The sequence below is a fragment of the Exiguobacterium sp. PvP048 genome, from assembly GCF_040549175.1.
In the GTDB taxonomy this organism is placed as follows: Bacteria; Bacillota; Bacilli; order Exiguobacteriales; family Exiguobacteriaceae; genus Exiguobacterium_A; species Exiguobacterium_A artemiae.
Genome location: NZ_JBEPSU010000001.1, coordinates 80,168 through 99,271 on the forward strand (window position 1 = coordinate 80,168; position 19,104 = coordinate 99,271).

At 46.5% G+C, this 19,104-nt stretch carries 15 protein-coding genes; 1 reads left to right on the plus strand and 14 read right to left on the minus strand.

The genetic code is table 11. The annotated features are described in order from the left end of the window. Positions 1-203 precede the first annotated feature (203 nt). Entirely contained in the window at positions 204-452 is a 249-nt protein-coding gene (locus ABIC15_RS00435; protein WP_012370689.1) for a ferredoxin, read from the plus strand. A 100-nt stretch (positions 453-552) separates the two neighbouring features. Here ABIC15_RS00435 and ABIC15_RS00440 read toward each other — a convergent pair whose 3' ends face one another. The 14 genes from ABIC15_RS00440 to rpsO form a co-directional block, all read right to left on the minus strand. Further along, on the minus strand, positions 553-1,512 hold the full coding sequence (locus tag ABIC15_RS00440) for an ABC transporter permease (RefSeq protein ID WP_012370690.1): 960 nt from the start codon (positions 1,510-1,512) through the stop codon (positions 553-555). Further along, entirely contained in the window at positions 1,512-2,585 is a 1,074-nt protein-coding gene (locus ABIC15_RS00445) for an ABC transporter permease (RefSeq protein ID WP_012370691.1), read from the minus strand. The genes ABIC15_RS00440 and ABIC15_RS00445 overlap by 1 nt, the downstream gene beginning before the upstream one ends. Continuing rightward, the gene (locus ABIC15_RS00450) at positions 2,582-4,111 is read right to left on the minus strand and encodes an ABC transporter ATP-binding protein (protein WP_012370692.1); all 1,530 of its coding nucleotides are present in this window, start codon (positions 4,109-4,111) and stop codon (positions 2,582-2,584) included. The genes ABIC15_RS00445 and ABIC15_RS00450 overlap by 4 nt, the downstream gene beginning before the upstream one ends. 65 nt (positions 4,112-4,176) lie before the next feature. Continuing rightward, positions 4,177-5,250: a BMP family lipoprotein gene (locus tag ABIC15_RS00455; RefSeq protein ID WP_012370693.1), complete on the minus strand. Its 1,074-nt coding sequence runs from the start codon at positions 5,248-5,250 to the stop codon at positions 4,177-4,179. Positions 5,251-5,378: 128 nt separating this feature from the next. Then, positions 5,379-6,098: a GntR family transcriptional regulator gene (locus ABIC15_RS00460; protein WP_012370694.1), complete on the minus strand. Its 720-nt coding sequence runs from the start codon at positions 6,096-6,098 to the stop codon at positions 5,379-5,381. A 222-nt stretch (positions 6,099-6,320) separates the two neighbouring features. Beyond that, a complete protein-coding gene (locus ABIC15_RS00465) occupies positions 6,321-7,340 on the minus strand; it encodes a BMP family lipoprotein (RefSeq protein ID WP_354019499.1) in 1,020 nt (339 codons plus the stop codon). A gap of 231 nt (positions 7,341-7,571) precedes the next feature. After that, positions 7,572-9,737 (minus strand): DNA translocase FtsK, encoded by a 2,166-nt coding sequence (locus tag ABIC15_RS00470; RefSeq protein WP_354019500.1) that lies wholly within the window; start codon positions 9,735-9,737, stop codon positions 7,572-7,574. Between the two features lie 72 nt (positions 9,738-9,809). Then, on the minus strand, positions 9,810-11,474 hold the full coding sequence (locus ABIC15_RS00475) for a ribonuclease J (protein WP_026828051.1): 1,665 nt from the start codon (positions 11,472-11,474) through the stop codon (positions 9,810-9,812). Positions 11,475-11,627: 153 nt separating this feature from the next. Continuing rightward, positions 11,628-12,290: a M15 family metallopeptidase gene (locus ABIC15_RS00480; protein ID WP_354019501.1), complete on the minus strand. Its 663-nt coding sequence runs from the start codon at positions 12,288-12,290 to the stop codon at positions 11,628-11,630. Further along, on the minus strand, positions 12,290-13,549 hold the full coding sequence (locus tag ABIC15_RS00485; protein WP_012370699.1) for a lipid II:glycine glycyltransferase FemX: 1,260 nt from the start codon (positions 13,547-13,549) through the stop codon (positions 12,290-12,292). The genes ABIC15_RS00480 and ABIC15_RS00485 overlap by 1 nt, the downstream gene beginning before the upstream one ends. Then, positions 13,546-15,009 carry a UDP-N-acetylmuramoyl-L-alanyl-D-glutamate--2,6-diaminopimelate ligase gene (locus tag ABIC15_RS00490; RefSeq protein WP_012370700.1) on the minus strand — a complete coding sequence of 488 codons (1,464 nt, stop codon included), beginning with the start codon at positions 15,007-15,009 and terminating at the stop codon, positions 13,546-13,548. The genes ABIC15_RS00485 and ABIC15_RS00490 overlap by 4 nt, the downstream gene beginning before the upstream one ends. Before the next feature lie 64 nt (positions 15,010-15,073). Beyond that, positions 15,074-16,315, minus strand: coding sequence for a M16 family metallopeptidase (locus ABIC15_RS00495; RefSeq protein WP_012370701.1), 1,242 nt, complete (start codon positions 16,313-16,315; stop codon positions 15,074-15,076). A gap of 78 nt (positions 16,316-16,393) precedes the next feature. Further along, the gene (gene pnp, locus ABIC15_RS00500) at positions 16,394-18,613 is read right to left on the minus strand and encodes a polyribonucleotide nucleotidyltransferase (RefSeq protein WP_214764152.1); all 2,220 of its coding nucleotides are present in this window, start codon (positions 18,611-18,613) and stop codon (positions 16,394-16,396) included. Positions 18,614-18,748: 135 nt separating this feature from the next. Beyond that, positions 18,749-19,018: a 30S ribosomal protein S15 gene (rpsO, locus tag ABIC15_RS00505; RefSeq protein WP_012370703.1), complete on the minus strand. Its 270-nt coding sequence runs from the start codon at positions 19,016-19,018 to the stop codon at positions 18,749-18,751. Between the last annotated feature and the right edge of the window lie 86 nt (positions 19,019-19,104).

Here is a 19,104-nt window from a genome sequence, read left to right on the forward strand (position 1 = left end):
TTCTTATTTTACATTTCCAATCAGATTTATGCCATGTTGAATCGATTAAAGAAACAGAAAAGGTGATTTCGCTCCGACAATCGGTTTATTCACATACTTCTGCCTCTTCCTCATTGAAATGCGCGCATGAGTCCGATACAATGACTTATAGATGAGAACAGTACTTAGTTTCCAATGTTTTCGAATCGAGAGGAGAATGACCGATGGCTAAATTTACAATTGTTGACAAAGACACATGTATCGCATGTGGTGCTTGTGGCGCAGCTGCCCCAGATATTTATGATTACGATGATGAGGGCTTGGCTTACGTCATTTTAGATGATAACAAGGGAACAGCTGAAATTCCAGAAGCATTATTCGATGATATGATCGATGCATTCGAAGGATGCCCGACGGATTCAATCAAAGTCGCAGATGAATCATTCGAAGGCGACGCACTTAAATACGAATAATATTCGCTTCACCGGTCTGCTCTTACACGAGCAGATCTTTTTTTGTCGTAAAAAAATCACTTTCCCGCGACAAGCGCAGAAAAGTGATTCTCAGAAAACGTCAGCGTTTTCCTTTAATATACGGTACACCAACAGCTTTCGGTGCATCCGCCCGTCCAACGACACCGGCAAGGGCAAGAATCGTCAACAAATATGGTGCAATCAACAAGTAAACTTGTGGAATTTGATCAAGAAGCGGTAACTGTTGCCCGATGATCGAAATCGCTTGAGCGAATCCGAAGAACAGGGCCGCTCCCATCGCTCCGAGTGGATTCCATTTCCCAAAAATCATCGCTGCAATAGCGAGGAAACCTTGTCCAAGAATCGTCGTCACGCTGAAGTTCAGTGAAATCGACGTCGCGTAAACAGCGCCGGCAAGACCACCGAAACCACCTGAAATCATGACACCGATGAAACGCATTTTTGTAACGTTGATTCCCATCGTGTCCGCTGCCATCGGGTGTTCCCCGACTGAACGAAGACGAAGACCAAACGGTGTTTTAAAGATGACGTACCATGCAACGAATGCTAAAGCAATCGCAATGTACGATGTGTAATAGACGTTGGCAAAAAACATCTTCAATACCGGAATATCCGATAAAAATGGAACGTTTTCTTTCGAAATCCGGTTCGGAATCGAATCGGTCTGCCCTTTTCCGTAGAATGCCCGGACAAGGAAAATCGCGAGACCGACTGCTAACATATTAATCGCTACTCCAAGAACCGTTTGATCGGCCCGGAACAAAATGGCCGGAATCGCGAGGAACAAGGAGAACACTGCTCCAACGATGATTGCAATCAGCATGGCAATCCAAGGACTGGCAGCACCTAAGCCCATTTTCGATAACGTCAAGGCTGAGACGATACCCGAGAACGCCCCCATGACCATGAGTCCTTCAAGTGCGATATTGACGACACCGGAGCGCTCACTGAAAATTCCGCCGAGTGCCGCAATGATCAACGGAGCCGAATAGGCAAGTGCGATCGGTACGATAATATACAGTACTTCTAAAAAGCCCATTATTTATCGGCTCCTTTCACTTTTTTATCTTCGGATTTCTTGACCGTGAATTTCTCGATCAAGAGACGGATCGCATATCCAGAAGCGACGAAGATAATGATAAACGCGATGATGATTTTAATTAACTCCGGCGGGATTCCGATTTGTTGCATCGAAAGACCACCGATATTCAGACCGGCAAACAGCAAGGCGGCGAGTACGACACCAATCGGATTGTTGGCACCAAGTAAGGCAACGGCAATCCCGTCAAATCCGACACCCGTGAATGAAGCGTTTAACGTCATATTCTGGAATGTCCCCAAACCTTCCATTGCTCCTGCGAGTCCGGCAAATACACCTGAGATGACGAACGAAAGAACAATGTTCTTATTGACGCCCATACCGGCATATTCTGCGGCACTCTTGTTGAATCCAACGGCCCGTAATTCGTAACCAAGCGTCGTTTTCCAAAGGATGAACCAGAAGACGAGTGCTGCGATCACGGCAATGAAAATCCCATTATGCAGACGTGAGAAATCTGTCAACTCTTGCAGGAAAGGTGACGCAAGCGAAGCGGATTCTTTTACTGATTCCGTCCGTTCGTTTTCAATCCCGATGACATTCCGAAGAATATCGTTTGTCACGTACAGTGCGATATAGTTCATCATGATGGATGTGATAACTTCGTGGACATGGAATTTCGCTTTTAGGATACCCGGAATCGATGCCCACAGTGCTCCTGCGAGTCCTGCTCCGATTAAAGCAAGCGGCAGGTGAATCGCTGTCGGAAGATCAAACTCAATTCCGATCCAGACTGCAACCATCCAGCCGACCAATACTTGTCCCTCGACTCCGATGTTAAACAACCCAGTCCGGAAAGCGAAGGCAACAGCAAGACCTGCAAAAATCAACGGGGCAGCAGCTCGTAATGTTTCACCGATGCTGTACGGTTCCCCGAATATGCCGTAAAACAATTGATCAAATCCGTCAACCGGATTGTAACCGCCGGCGAGCATAACAATCGCACCGACAACCATTCCCAAGATGATGGAAAGAATCGGAATCAATATTCCGTAAAAACGTTCTAGTTTCATGAACGACCGACCTCCTCTTTCTTACCGCCGGCCATCAAGAAGCCAAGTTCGATTTCGTTTGTTTCTTTTGGATCAAGGAAGGCGACTGTCCGTCCTTCGTAAAGAACCGCAATCCGGTCCGATACTTGCAGGATTTCTTCTAGTTCAAATGAAATCAGAAGAACGGCGCGGCCTTTTTCACGTTCGAGTACCAATTGTTCGTGAATGAATTCAATGGCACCGACGTCCAATCCACGGGTCGGCTGTGCTGCAATCAATAAGTCAGGTGAACGGTCCACTTCCCGGGCGATGATCGCCTTTTGCTGGTTTCCGCCTGACAGAGCGCGGGCAAATGTTTCCGGACTTGGAGTTCGGACGTCGAACTTCTCGATTAAGGTTTTTGCTTTATCCATGACCTGACCGTAGTTCATGATACCTGCTTTTGAATACGGTTTTTGATAATACGTTTGCAATACCATATTGTGACCGATTGAGTAATCGAGGACCAGTCCATGCTTATGACGGTCTTGCGGGATGTGTCCGACTCCGGCTTCCGTCACTTTTCGTGGTTTTAAGTTTTTAATGGATTTGTTATTGAGGAAAATCTCTCCGCTGTCCGCTTTACGCAAACCGGTAATGGCTTCGATCAATTCCGTTTGTCCGTTTCCGTCGATTCCAGCGATCCCGACAATTTCACCGGCTCGGATATCGAGGTTTAATCCGTCTACTGCCTTGATGCCGCGACTGTCTTTGACAACCAAGTCTTTGATGTCGAGCACCAGTTCTTGTGGAGTTGCCTTGGAATACTCCGCATTAAAGTTTACTTCCCGCCCTACCATCATCTCGGCTAATCTTGATTGGGTCATTGTTTCATCGATATCAACTGTTCCGATGTATTTACCACGACGAATCGTTGTACAACGATCGGCGACTTCCATGATTTCCTTCAATTTGTGGGTAATCAAGATAATCGATTTCCCTTCAGCAATCAAGCGATTCATGATCTGAATCAATTCTTTGATTTCTTGTGGGGTTAAAACAGCAGATGGTTCATCGAAGATTAGAATATCAGCACCGCGGTATAGTGTTTTTAAAATTTCAACACGTTGTTGCATCCCGACCGAAATATCTTCGATTTTTGCATCTGGATCAACGGCAAGACCATACTGTTCCGAAATTTGACGGACTTTTTCCCGTGCTGCTGCTCGGTCAATTTTCAGACCGGCTTTCGGCTCTGCACCCAAGATGATGTTTTCTGTTACCGTGAAATTTTGAACGAGCATGAAATGTTGGTGTACCATTCCGATTCCCAGATCATTCGCAACGTTCGGACTCGTAATATTCACTTTTTCACCACGTACACGAATCTCTCCAGCCTCAGGCTGATACAAACCAAATAAGACGTTCATCAGCGTCGATTTTCCGGCACCGTTTTCACCAAGTAAAGCGTGAATCTCACCTTTCCGAAGCTGGAGCGTGATGTTATCATTTGCGACGAAACTGCCAAACTCTTTTCGTATGTTTAGCATCTCAATGACGTATTCCAAGAAAATCCACTCCCATGTTTAGTTTAAAAGGGGAGGCCGCAGTACTAGCGACCCCCGCTTCCATTTTATTTCAGTGACGCCTCGTATTCTTTGTACTCGTCGTCAGTAGACGGAACTTTGATGTCACCAGCGATGATTTGTTTTTTGTAGTCTTCCACTTTCGTCAAGACGTCTTTCGCAATATTGTCTTGTGATGGCGCGATATCAACTCCGCCGTCTTTAAGACCGAACTCAACAACTTTACCAGCCGGGAAGTTACCGTCTTTTGTATCTTTTGCTACTTGTTCAACTGCTGTATCAACACGTTTGACCATCGAAGTCAATGTAACGTTTTCCGGCATACCTTCTTCTACTTGGTCACGGTCAACACCGATTACCCAAACATCTTCGCCGTTTTTCTTACGGTTTTTCGCTTCCGTGAAGACACCTTGTCCTGTTCCACCGGCAGCGTGATAGATGACGTCAACTTTTTTACCGTACATACCTGAAGCAATTGCTTGTCCTTTTTCAGCAGCGTTGAAATCTTCTGCGTATTGAACTTGGATATCCGCTTTTGGATTGACGGCTTTAACGCCGGCTTTAAATCCACTTTCGAACTTTTTGATCAAGTCTGAGTTAACACCACCGACGAAACCAACTTTGTCTGATTTCGTTGTCAAACCGGCAACAACACCAACGAGGAATGATCCTTCGTTTTCTTTGAAGACGATTGACGCAACGTTTGGTTTGTCAACGACCATATCAACGAGTGCAAAGTTGTTGTCTTTGAATTGATCCGCAACTTTACCGATATCTTCTGCCATCAAGAATCCGATACCTAGAATCAAGTCATATTTCGCACGCGCCAATTGCTGAAGGTTCGGTTGGTAATCCGATTGTTTTGCCGACTGAAGATACTTGTAGCCCGTACCTTCTTTTAAGTCGTTGTCTTTACCGAATTTTTGAATTCCTTCCCACGCTGATTGGTTGAACGATTTATCGTCAACACCGCCTGTATCTGTAACCATACCTACTTTGAAGCCTTCTTTTTTGTCTCCGCCGCTTGAATCTTTCGAATCATCGTTACCACCACATGCTGCGAGTACCGAACTCATTGCTAAACCTGTTGCTGCTAATGCGAGAAGTGACTTCTTTTTCATCTGAAATAATCCCCTTTCGAATATGGTCATACAAAGTTCCTGACTACGTCAAGCACCTGAGGCTGGTGATGAGGAGCGTTACGTAGGTAGGCGGAAAGCGCTTTCAGTAAAACCCCTAAAACGAGTGGTTAAACACGCTTACGGATGACATGGAAATCAAACTTGTCCGCACGGAAATAGTTCGCTGAATAAAGAACGGATCGGTCAAGCTCATCATAGTGCGTCTGGCGCAGTACGAGTAACGGTTGGTCCGTATGTAATTGTTCAGCGATCTTTGGATCAATCCGCGGCTCGATATGCGTAACCGCATGAGTGACACGGCGTCCTAATTCTTTTTCTAGTGCGTCAAACAGTGACGTCGAAGACGTAAACTGTTCTTCGTTTTTAATATAATGGCTCGGAATCTTATCGACACAATAGACGACAGGAACATCTCCCGCAAGTCGGATTCGTTCGATTCGATAAACCAGTTCATCCGGTCCTAACTGAAAACGTTCTCGATCACGCTCAGTTGGTTGCACCATTTCTGATGACAATACTTCTGAGGTCGGAATCATACCTGCACGTGCAATCATCTCTGTAACACTGTAAAGCTCCTCAATCCCTGAAGTAAACGGTGGTCTTGCATTGATAAACGTACCGACACCGTGTTTACGGATGACGATGTTCTCATCTTCAAGAATTCGTAAAGCCTCTCGAAGAGTCGCTCGACTAACGCCAAGTTGCTTTGAAAGTTCAAACTCTGAAGGTAGCTTTTCGCCTTCCTTGTAAACGCCGTCATCGATGTCAGACTTGATTTTTTCAATCACACGTAAATAAAGCAAACGATGATCTAATTTAATCGACATGACGCATCTCCATCCTCTATCTAGTTGTAACCAGTGCTCAGACTTCTGACGTATGAGAACTCCAGCCAAGATAAGTATATGATGCGGGACTCAATCCTGCAATCATTTTGTAACAGGTTAGAAGTCTGACTTCTGGCGCTTTTGTAACCCTTTTCATAACGTAAATAAGTTTGGAAGAAAATAGGACATTCTACCTAAGAACACCCTCTTTTCTCTTACCGCTTATTGTTCAGGGACAACTGCTTTCCCTTTAATGACAGCTTTTTTCGCTTGTTCAACTTTTTTCAACGTCTCTTTTGACAACTTGTCTGACTCCACTAAATCGACACCTTGTTCTTTTAAACCGTAACGGATTGTTTTTCCACCCGTTAATTTTCCGTTTTTGGCTGCATCCGCTGTGTCTTCCACTGCGCGGTCCACCCGTTTGATAACCGATGTCAACGTTACGTCTTCCGGCATACCTTCTTCTTTTTGGTCCCGGTCAACTCCGATGACTGAAACGTCTTCCCCGTTTTTCTTACGGTTTTTCGCTTCCGTGAAGACACCGTTCCCTGTTCCGCCGGCTGCCGGGAAAATAATGTCTGCGCCTTTTCCGTACATTCCGGCTGCGATCGCCTGTCCTTTTTCCGGAGCTGCAAAGTCTTCCGCGTATTGTACATCGACTTTAATTTTCGGATTCACGGATTTTGCACCTGCTTCAAATCCAGCACGGAACCGTTCAATGACATCCATCTTCATGCCGCCGACAAAACCGATATGATCCGTTTTCGTCTGCATTGCCGCGACGATTCCCGCAAGATACGCGCCTTCATTCTCTTTGAATGTAATCGATGTGACGTTTTTACCCGGAACGACATTATCCACGATGGCAAACTGTGTGTCTTTGAATTGTTTTGATACCGTTTCGATGTCTTCGTTAAAGGTATTCCCGATCCCGAACACTAAGTCTTCCCCGCTTCGTGCAAGTCGAGACAAGTTTGGTTGGTAGTCTTGTTGGGATTTCGATTGAAGATAAGAGTAGCCTTCATTTTTCTTGAGCTGATTTTCTTTTCCATATGCCTGTAGACCTTCCCATGCTGATTGGTTAAACGACTTGTCGTCGATTCCGCCTTTATCGGCAACCATTGCTACAGAAAATTCATCCTTTTTACTCGAATCTTTGTCTGCTGAACCTCCACATGCTGCTAATCCGACTGTCGCAACAGTCATCATTGATACGAATGCATACTGTTTTTTCATCATCGCCAACTCCTCTTCCTATTATGTGAGCGCTTTCATTATCTATTTGTGAAAAAGTCGCTCACGTACCTTTTATCGGGTACGCCAACTCATATGACTGAGTATGACAAATATTTCGCGCAAAATCAACAGACGTCTGACAACTATTTTCATGAAAACGGTTTAAGTTTTCTTTTTTTGGTTTTCACCGTTAAAAAGAGGATAAAGCACCCGGCTTTATCCTCTTTCCGATTATTAGTGACCCATGACGCGACGTGGTTTTGAGCCTTCCGACGGACCGATTAAACCATTTTCTTCTAGTGCATCAATCAGACGGGCGGCCCGGTTGTAACCAATCCGGTATTTCCGTTGGATCATCGAAGTTGATGCTGTTTCTTGCGTCAAAATGAACTGGACGACTTCATCATATAGCGGATCGTCGACTTCCGTCTCCCCTTCCGGAAGATCCTTTGGAATCATCGCTTCAACATATTGGGCTTTTTGCTGGGAGATGACATGGTTGACGATTGTTTCGACTTCTTCATCCGACAAGAAAGCTCCTTGGACACGGACCGGTTTATTCATGCCGTTTCCAAGCAACAGCATATCTCCTCGTCCAAGTAGTTTGTCTGCCCCGCTCGTATCAAGAATCGTCCGGGAATCCGTCCCGCTCGAGACACTGAAGGCAATCCTCGATGGGATGTTTGCCTTGATGACACCGGTAATGATGTCAACGCTCGGTCGTTGCGTCGCAATGACCATATGAATTCCGGCTGCCCGTGCCATCTGGGCAAGACGCATGATGGCATCTTCGACTTCGTTTGAGGCGACCATCATCAAATCGGCTAACTCATCGACGATGACGACGATGTACGGCAGACGTTGATGGACTTTTTCTTCGGCGTTCATCTTATCAATCAGGGCATTGTATCCTTCGATATTCCGTGCCCCGTTCTGACTGAAGATTTCATAACGCCGTTCCATCTCCGATACGACCTGTTTTAACGCTTGAGCCGCTTTCTTCGGATCGGTCACGACCGGTGCCAGCAGATGGGGAATACCGTTGTAGACATTCAATTCAACCATCTTCGGATCGATCATCATCAACCGGACTTCATCCGGGCGGGCCCGCATTAAAATTGAGACGATCATCCCGTTGATGCAGACGGATTTTCCCGATCCGGTTGAGCCGGCGACTAAGACGTGCGGCATCTTATTCAGTTTCGCCGTGACCGTCTCACCGGAAATACTTCGACCAAGTGCCACGAGCAAGCGGTCCGGATCGGCCTGGACACTCTCTGCTCCTAAGACCTCCCGTAGGGAAACCATGGCGACCTCCCGGTTCGGAACTTCGATTCCGACGGCAGCCTTACCGGGAATCGGTGCTTCGATCCGGATATCTTTTGCGGCGAGCGCAAGCGCCAAATCATCGGCCAGTCCGGTAATTCGACTCAGTTTGATGCCTTGATCCGGTTCAATCTCATATTTCGTCACACTGGGACCGAGATGAATTTTCAAGACTTTTGCTCCGATTCCGAAAGATTTTAACGTCGCAATCAATTTTGTCGCATTGTCTTTTAATCGTTTATTTTCTCCTGATAAATCTTTTGTGACAGGTTCTGCCAGTAAATCAAGCGACGGCAACTGATAGCCGTCCGGCGTCTCCGTCATCGTCAATGGTCCTTGTGTCTCTTTTGCCTGTGGTTCGACATGATCTGCAAAGCCGATAATCGGGACGTCCTGAAGATTGACAGGAGCTTCTTCCGCCACAATTTCTTCAATGGCCTGTCTTTTCAGTGTCTTCTTATCATTGACCGGTTGCACCACCGCTTCTGACCGGTCTGGTTTCTTTTTCTCAGGACGTTCTTTGACGACAGTCTGCCGTTCACGTTGCTGGAATTCTTGAATCCGTTCTCTGATTCCTAAAGCCAGTTCACTGAAAAACGTCGGTTGCAGCAAATGAATCCCTGCCACAATCAGAAATAAACCGATCATGAATGCGCCAAAACTCGAAATATAATAGGACGAACCTTGATACAACCACGCATTCATGGCTCCGCGCGGTTGACCAAGCAGCAAGTCAATCCAGATTAATCCGCCGAGAATCAAAAACGACCAGGCCCATTTGTTTAACCGTGGTTGATTCGACAAAATCAGCAACAGCAGTCCGCCAATCAATCCGTACAGGAGTGAACCAAACTGTCCGACCTGATCTTTCGCAAACTCGGCCAGTACTTCTCCGACACGTCCAAACTGTCCAAGTGCCAATACATACGAAAGCAGCGATAAGACCGCAATGACGGCTGCATATGTACGGTATTGAATCGGCTGACGTTGCTTTTTCGCTGGTGGCCGTTTTTTAGCCGGTGTACGTTTTCGCGGCGGGGTTTTCCGGACCGGTCCTTTTTTTGTCGTTGCCATCTTTTTCTGACCTCCTGATAAAAAAACGACTCAGCTGACCATCCATCGGCCTCCCTGAGTCGCTCCTTTTTGTTAGATTTCCATGATGATCGGTAAAATCATCGGACGACGTTTCGTTTGTTCATAAAGATACGAACTTAACTTGTCACGAATCAATGACTTCATTTCCGTCCAGTCAAGCTCACCTGTTAATTTACCTTGCAGTTGCTTGGCAACAATCCGGTTCGCTTCGTTGATCATATCTTCTGATTCACGCATGTAGACGAATCCACGTGAAATGATTTCTGGTCCGGAGACGATCGTTTTGTTTTTACGGCTGATCGTGATGACACAAAGGACGACACCGTCTTGCGACAGAAGACGACGATCGCGTAACACGATGTTTCCGACATCACCGACACCGATTCCGTCAATCAAGACGTTTCCGGCATTCACTTTACGTGACATCCGGGCTTTACGTTTCTCGAACTCGACGACATCCCCATTTTCAATGATGAAGATGTTATTTGCATTGACACCAACTGTTTGTGCTAAACGGCTGTGTGCCTTCTGCATCCGGAATTCTCCGTGGATCGGGACGAAGAATTTTGGTTTGATCAAGTTCAGCATCAACTTCAAGTCTTCGGCATGTCCGTGACCGGATACATGCACTTTCCGCTGGTTATAGATGACGTTTGCACCGGCGCGGAACAACAAATCAATCGTTTTCGAAACGGATTTTTCGTTTCCGGGAATCGGAGACGCCGCGACGACGACTGTATCATTTAAACGGATGTTGACCTGCTTGTGTGCATTCCGTGCCATGCGTGTGAGTGCTGCCATCGGTTCACCTTGCGAGCCCGTTGTTAAAATCACGACTTGATTGTCATCGAGTCGATTGATATCCGACAGTTCGACCAACGTCTTTTGTTTGAAACGCAAGTAGTTCAGGCGTTGTGCCACTTCGACGATATTGACCATACTGCGACCGACAACGGCCACTTTACGGTTGTTAGCTTCTGCCGCTGCAAAGACTTGTTGCAGACGATGGACGTTTGATGCGAATGACGCAACAATCACGCGACCCGGTGCCTCGTAGATGACGTCGTTGAGTTCCGACCCGACCGTTGATTCCGATCCGGACATTCCGGGACGTTCAGCGTTAGTTGAGTCTGATAAGAGACAAAGGACTCCCCGCTGACCAATTGCGGCAATTTTTCCGAAATCAGCTTGTTTTCCATCAACCGGTGTGTAATCAAATTTAAAATCTCCCGTGTGTACGATTGCCCCTTGCGATGTTTGGATACATACCCCGACTGCATCCGGAATCGAGTGATTGACACGGAAAAATGTAATGAAATGACCTGCTACGGTTAATTTCGTCTTGGCATCAATTGGACGAAGATCTGCCTTTTTCAATAAACCGGCTTCTTTTAATTTAATTTCAATTAAACCCAGTGTTAAGCGTGTTCCATACACCGGCACTTTTAAGTCCCGTAAGACATAACTGAGGGCACCAATATGGTCCTCGTGTCCATGCGTGATGAAAATCCCTTGAATCCGCTCTTTGTTTTCTTTTAAATAACTAATGTCTGGAATGACTTTATCAATTCCAAGCATCTCATCTCCTGGGAACATTAATCCGGCATCGATTACGAAGATGTCCTCGTCGAGTTCGACGACGTACATGTTCTTACCGATTTCACCGGCGCCACCAAGAGCAAAGACGCTTACCTTTTCCGTCTTTTTCTTTGACACGATATGACCTCCTATTTGTATTCACTTTTCGTGAGCCGTCCACTTATCACTATCACTATTCTAGCCGAACTTTGCCATTCTGCCAACAACAGGGATGGTGAAAACGAAAAAAAACATCGCGCAGACCTTCTTTCGGTCCACACGATGTTCGTTTTACGGATTCAATAGCTTCTCGATTTCTTCTGTTCGGTTCGCTTTTTCCTGCCTGCCCGGTTTTTCACCTGCTTGAAGTTCATTCAAGGAATAGCCGAATGTCATCTCGAAGTGCGGATAGTCAACAAAACGTTTCCAATCCCCTCCCCATTTAAAGCCAAGCGCCTTTCCGACAGCAGCGACCTCACGCCAGTCACTTTTACCGGATTGATTTCCGTCATACTCTAAATCGTAAGAAATGTCCCCGTCTATCATTTGAACGAAGTCAATCGCTAAACCATAGTTATGCATCGATTCCCCGCCCCGGGCGTTCGTCACGACTTCTCCGGCTTGCGAGCGTCCTTGTTCATACAATGCGTCCTGCTGTTTTTTCGTCCGGTATCCTTGGGTGATCCGGATGTCGATGTTGTAGCAGGAATGACTGAGACGAATCAAATCCTTGGCACCTGCACGGACTGCCGGATGAAGTTGCTTTAACTGATCCGAACTGTCGTTGATGAGACGGTTCTCACCGGCGCGGTCGCGGGGACAACTCTCCAGTCCCAGCTCCGGCTGATCGATTAAAATGCTTGGCATGCGATTAGTCGACGCTGCCAGAAAGGAGCCGATGGCAAACATGACCAGCAGGAACAAAATCCAAATGAAGATTGTTCCCCGCTTCATTAGCGGCGTAACTTCTTCCGGATTTTTTGAAGAATCGGTAATCCTGTTTCAAGCAACAGATACAACGGCTTGTTCAGGACATAGTCAAACTCTCCGATTTTTTCAATCATTTCACTGCCCCAACCGGACTTAAAGGCATACAATCCGGCATAGTGGTCATCCGGATCCGTTGACCCGCTGACACCACCAAAGTCGTATGAGAGGGCGCCGTGCGCTTTTGCATGACGCATCATGGTCCACTGCATTAAATGGTTCGGCATGAACTCACGGTATTCGTTTGACGACGCACCATACAGGTAATACGACCGTCGACCGGCTAACGTCAACAAACCGCCCGACAGAATCACTCCGTTCGGGTGTTTTGCCGCAATCGCCATCAATTCAGTTTTCGACTTCTCTGCTTTTTCAATCTGAGCAGTCGTTTGTTCCAGTCGATTATTCAAACTGTTGATTTTTTTCTCGACCGTTTCTTTTTCAAGTTGACGATGAATCTTCACCAATTCCTTCTCTGCTTGTAATAAGGCCGCTTCCGTATTTTCAAGCGCCCGGACGACATCCAATTTCGTCAAAAACAATGCCGCGTCTCCGGTTGGACGAAGATGGTCGTATAGATTTTCAAAGTAATCAAGACCGCGGATGGAGAACCCGTCGCGTTCACCCGTTTCGACCATCAGGTTGGCGAATATTTTCAACTCTTCCCGTGATGCTTCGTAACACACGATTCCTTTTCGTTCGGCCAAACGGACATTGTAACGGAACTTCGAATGGAAGCGGTCAAAGATTTCTTTTTCCGACCCTTCAAGACTTGTCTCCATCGTAAAACGCGGTTGCGCATAATCAAATCCGCCTCCGAATCCGTTGTGCTTAAACCCTAACGCCTTCATTTCTTGAAGTAAATTCGGATATTCCGTCCGATCAACGTTTGGATCGAGTTTAATTGTGATTGCTTTTCGCTTTTTCGCGACTTGGATCGCTGCATCCCGTAATGCGGCAACAGCTGCCTGATCTGTATAATCGACGACAAATCCGCGCGGAGCATAACATAACGTAAACGGTAATTTCGGAACTTTTTTAAACAATAACAGTGCGACCCCGACCAGTTGACCACTCGCTGTCCCGACCGCAATCCGTTCATGTGTCCAGCCGGTCGCTGCCTTGACGGATCCCCAAGCCGGTAACTGCAAGAGGTCTCCTTTAGGATGGGTTTTTACAAACTGTTCAAACTGAGCCTGTTCAATTTCAAGTTGTTGATAAGTCACTTCTTTTCCTCCAATTGGCGTATCATCTCTTTGACGAGTGCTTCTTCGTCGAGGGGTGTTTTCTCATCCCCAATGATTTGATATTTTTCATGCCCTTTTCCTGCCAGGATGACGATGTTATCCGGACGGGCGAGGCTCGCTGCATAGCGGACCGCTTCTTCCCGGTCTCCGATTTCAACGAATTGATCGTGAAGCATTCCGGAGGCGATACCGGATGTAATCGACTCATACGATTCAAAACGGGGATCGTCCGTCGTGATGACGACAGTTCCCGCATACGTCGATGCAAGTTGACCCATCATCGGCCGTTTCGTCACATCGCGATTACCGCCTGTTCCAATCAAGAAGATAATGTTTTCTTTCGGAACATCGACCAGTGCTTTCAGACATTGTTCAATGCCGTCCGGCGTATGGGCATAATCCACATAAATGTTGTACCCGTCAATCGGCAATCGTTGCATCCGGCCTTTTGCCGGCTGTATCTGAGTGATCGCATTCGAAATCTCAGTTAAACTGTAGCCGATTGACAGCAGGATACCCGTTGCAAGCAGTAAATTATAGACATTGAATCGACCGATGAACTGAACGGTCAATTCGACTGCCTGCTCTTGATAGACCATCGTAAAGGTCGTTTCCTGAAGGGTTTGTGTAATATTTTTAGCCTGTAAGTCGGCCGGCTGCTCAATGCCATATGTCAGTACGCGGGCACCCGTCATCATCTCAAATAAATGGCTGATCTCATCATCTGCATTCAAGACTGCTACTTTCTTATCCGACAGCCGTTGTCCGAGTTGCGCAAAGAGCAGACCTTTTGCTCGTGCATAGTTCTCGAACGTCTTATGGAAATCCAGGTGGTCGTGCGTCAAATTCGTAAACCCAGCAACATCAAAATCCGTTCCGGTCACACGACCGAGCTCTAATCCATGCGAAGAAACTTCCATGATGACGTCTTCGACACCCTCTTGATGCATCTGATGGAAAAAGGCCTGTAATTCCGAACTTTGAGGTGTCGTGTTGCGACTCGGGACGACCCGGTCCCCAATTTTGACTTCAACGGTACCAATGATTCCCGTTTTCCGCCCCAGCTGAGCCAAGACGTCACGTACGATGGTCGTCGTCGTTGTTTTTCCGTTCGTTCCAGTGATTCCGATCATCCGCATCTTTTCAGAAGGATAATCATAAAACTTCCCGGCAAGTTCTGCCATCGCTCGGGTTGTACTCCGGACAAGAATGACAGGAATCGTCACATCGAGCAACCGTTCTGACACGATGGCGACAGCCCCCTGTGCTTCGGCCTGTTTGGCATAATCGTGTCCATCCACTGTATAACCTTTAATGGCGACAAATAACGTTCCCGGCTTCACATCACGTGAATCGGTTGTTAAGGAGGTCACGACTGCCTCTACCATACGTTCCGTTTTTTGAGTCTGAATGACTTCGATTAGTTCAGCTAAATTCAAGGGTATTCCTTCTTTCTCAACAACTTGTTTTTCAATTACATGCTATTTCAGTGTAGGGTAAGCCTCACTCGGTTTCAAGGTCTGCCTCATCGATTTCCGGCAAGATGTATGCTTTCGCCGGCGGTTCACTAAAGATATACGCAATCATTTCCTGAACGTCAGCAGGCGTAATCTGCTCCACTTCCGTAAGAACATCTTCTAATGTCGGATGCATGCCAAGATGGAGTTCATTCCGGGCATTACGGTTCATGTGACTCGATATACTCTCATTTCCTAAAATCAATGATCCTTTTAACTGCTCGATGCCGTCTTCCAGCTCTTTCGTTGTCAGACCATGTTCGAGCAACTGTTTGATTTCCGCCGAAAGAACCGTCTCGACTTCTTCCAACGTTTCTTTTGATGTCCCGACATAAATCGTAAACGTTCCATGATCATCAAACGTCGTATAGTACGAAAAAACAGAATAGGCCAATCCGCGGTCTTCACGAATCGATTGGAACAGACGGCTCGACATCGTCGCCCCAAATGCATTATTGAGTAAGGCAAGCGTCGGTAAACGGTCGTCAGCAGACGGAATCGCCCGGAAATTATAACAGACATGCACTTGTTCCGTGTCTTTTTCTTTTCGTAACGCGTCACTTTTTAAGACAGGTTCAGTAATTTGTCGGATCTTGCCACTTGACTGCAACGAACCGAATCGATTTTTAATTTGTGTAATCAGTTCATCTGTCACATGTCCTGCAACGGAAATAACGATTTGTTCCGGTGCATAGGCTTCTTGCAGGTATTCGACAATCATTTGCCGGCTGAGTTGTTTGACGCTCTCCTCTGTACCGAGAATCGGGCGTGCCATCACGTCTTCTCCGTAAGCCGCAACGGCTAACAGTTCATGTACAAGGTCGTCCGGTGTATCTTCATACATTTTAATTTCTTCAATCACGACCCGTTTTTCTTTTTCGAGTTCCTCTTCATCAAAGGTTGACTCCAAAAACATGTCTGCCAAAACATCAAACGCCGTAATGGCATGTTCGTCCAATGTCTTCACATAATAGCAGGTCTGATCTTTACTCGTGAATGCATTAATATTACCACCCAAGCGGTCAAAATAAACGGCAATTTCTTTTGCCGATTGTTTTTTTGTTCCTTTAAACATCATATGTTCAATCAAATGGCTGATTCCATGCTCTTCTTTTGTTTCCGTCCGTGAACCAGCTTTAATGAAAATTCCGGTTGCCACACTTCGGGCGTTCTCAATCCGTTCACTGACAATTCGAACGCCGTTCTCTAATACGAGTCTTTCGACCATCGTTCATTCCTCCTTGAAATATGAAACAAGGTGGCCCGCGGTGCACGTATTCGCACCGTTGAGCCACCTTTGTTTTCATTAGTTACGACGTGGTGGACGTTGTCCGTCACGTGGTGGGCGAGATCCAGTATCCCGACGCGGCGGGCGGCTGTCACGCTCTGTTTTTTTCTTTTCATCATATGCGGCACGATCTTCTGGACTCATACCTTCCACGAGAAGGACTTTATGCGACGCATTGACACGTCCTTTATCATCGACTTCCGTGACACGTACTTTCAATTTATCGCCTAATTTGACGACATCTTCGGTTTGACCAACACGTTCAAGCGCCAGTTCCGAGATATGCACGAGGGCATCTTTCCCTTTGAACAATTCGACGAAAGCTCCGAATTTTTCGACGCGGCGAACCGTACCGTCAAATTCTTCTCCGATGACGACTTCACGAACGATATCTTCAATCAACTGACGCGCACGGTTGATACCGTCTTGATCCGTTGACGCGATAAAGACTGTACCGTCTTGATCGATATCGATTTTGACACCTGTCTCATCGATGATACCGTTGATGACTTTACCGCCAGGCCCAATCACATCACGGATTTTATCAGGATTGATTTTCAATGTGACGATTTTTGGTGCATATTTAGACAACTCGACACGTGGTTCAGCAATGACTGAATTCATGTGTTCCAGGATGTGTAAACGACCAAGACGTGCTTGTTCAAGCGCCTCTTCTAAAATCTGACGCGTGATTCCGCCAATCTTCATATCCATTTGCAAAGCCGTCACACCATCTTTTGTTCCAGCAACTTTAAAGTCCATATCGCCGAGGTGATCTTCCATTCCTTGGATATCTGTCAAGATTGAGTAATTTTCGCCTTCTTTGATCAAGCCCATTGCAATTCCGGCAACCGGTGCTTTCAACGGCACACCCGCATCCATCATCGCAAGAATTGATCCACAAATTGACGCCTGTGAAGACGAACCGTTTGATTCGAGGACTTCCGAAACGAGACGAATCGTGTACGGGAAATCTGTTTCTGACGGAAGAACCGGTAACAAGGCACGTTCACCGAGTGCTCCGTGACCAATTTCACGACGACCTGGTGCGCGCATCGGACGAGCTTCCCCGACAGAGAACGGCGGGAAGTTATAATGGTGCATAAAACGTTTCTCTGCTTTAAGTCCAAGACCGTCAATGATTTGTGCATCTCCAGCAACACCAAGCGTTGCGACGGACAAGACTTGTGTTTGACCGCGTGTGAACAGACCTGAACCGTGTGCCCGTGGCAACAGTCCAATTTCCGAATCAAGCGGACGGATTTCAGCAAGACCACGACCATCTGGACGGACTTTATCTTCTGTGATCAAGCGGCGGACTTCTGTCTTAACGAATTTATTTAAGACACCGGATACTTCAGCTAATTGAGCTTCCGTAATTGAGTCATCCGCTGCGTACTGATCGATGTATTTCGAAATGACTTCATTGATAGCAAGATCACGTGCTTGTTTTTCTTCGACTTGAACGGCTGTCGTGACTTCTGCAAGCGCCTCTGCTTTCAAGCGGTTGACGAGTGTTTCGTCAAACGAAGCAACCGTGTAAGCGAACTTTTCTTGTCCGACTGCTGCGACGATTTCTTCTTGGAACGCAATCAATTCCTTAATGACGTCATGTCCGAGGAGAATCGCTTCAAGCATTGCTTGTTCCGAAACTTCTTTTGCTCCGGCTTCTACCATGTTGACCGCATGTTTCGTTCCGGCAACTTGAAGGTCGATATCACTTTCAGATGCTTGACTCATCGTCGGATTGATGATGAACTCACCGTTCACACGACCAATCGTCACGCCGGCAATCGGACCGTCAAATGGAATGTCTGAAATCGACAAAGCAATCGATGCCCCAATCATTGCTGCCACTTCCGGTGAATTATCTTCGTCAGAAGACAAAACTGTCGTTGCGACTTGGATATCATGACGGAAACCGTCTGGGAACAACGGACGGATCGGACGGTCAATCAAACGTGATGTCAAAATCGCATTTTCACCCGGACGTCCTTCACGTTTTAGGAAACCACCTGGAATCTTGCCTGCTGCATATAGTTTTTCTTCATAGTTCACAGTTAATGGGAAGAAATCTAAGTCTTTTGGTTGTTTGGATGCGACGACCGTCGCAAGGACTGCTGTCTCACCGTAACGGATCAATGCTGCTCCGTTTGCTTGTTTGGCCAGTTGACCGATTTCAATTGTTAATGGACGTCCACCGAGTTCGGTCGAAAACGTCTGCTTTGTTTGTGACATGCACAAATCCCCTCTCACTTCTATCCGTTTTTTCATTCAAATCTAATTATGGATGTTCTTGCGCCAAATGTCCATGAATCGGCAAAAAAAAGAAGCAGGAGACGATGCTCCTGCTTCCTTGTTGATCTGTTCGGATTAGCGACGAAGACCAAGACGCTCGATCAATGAACGGTAACGTGAAACATCCTTGTTACGAAGGTATGTGAGCAAGTTACGGCGACGACCAACCATTTTCAAGAGACCACGACGTGAGTGGTGATCCTTTTTGTGTGTACGTAAGTGATCGTTTAAAGTTGTGATCTGTTCAGTTAAAACAGCAACTTGTACTTCCGGCGAACCAGTATCGCCTTGTTTCGTAGCATAAGCTTCGATAATTTCGTTTTTACGTTCTTTAGTGAGTGCCATTGTCACTCCACCTCCATCTTTTGAATGACCGTATTGCCGAGCATCGGATGGTGAGACCTGATGCCAAGCCAACCGGCTGTACGTAT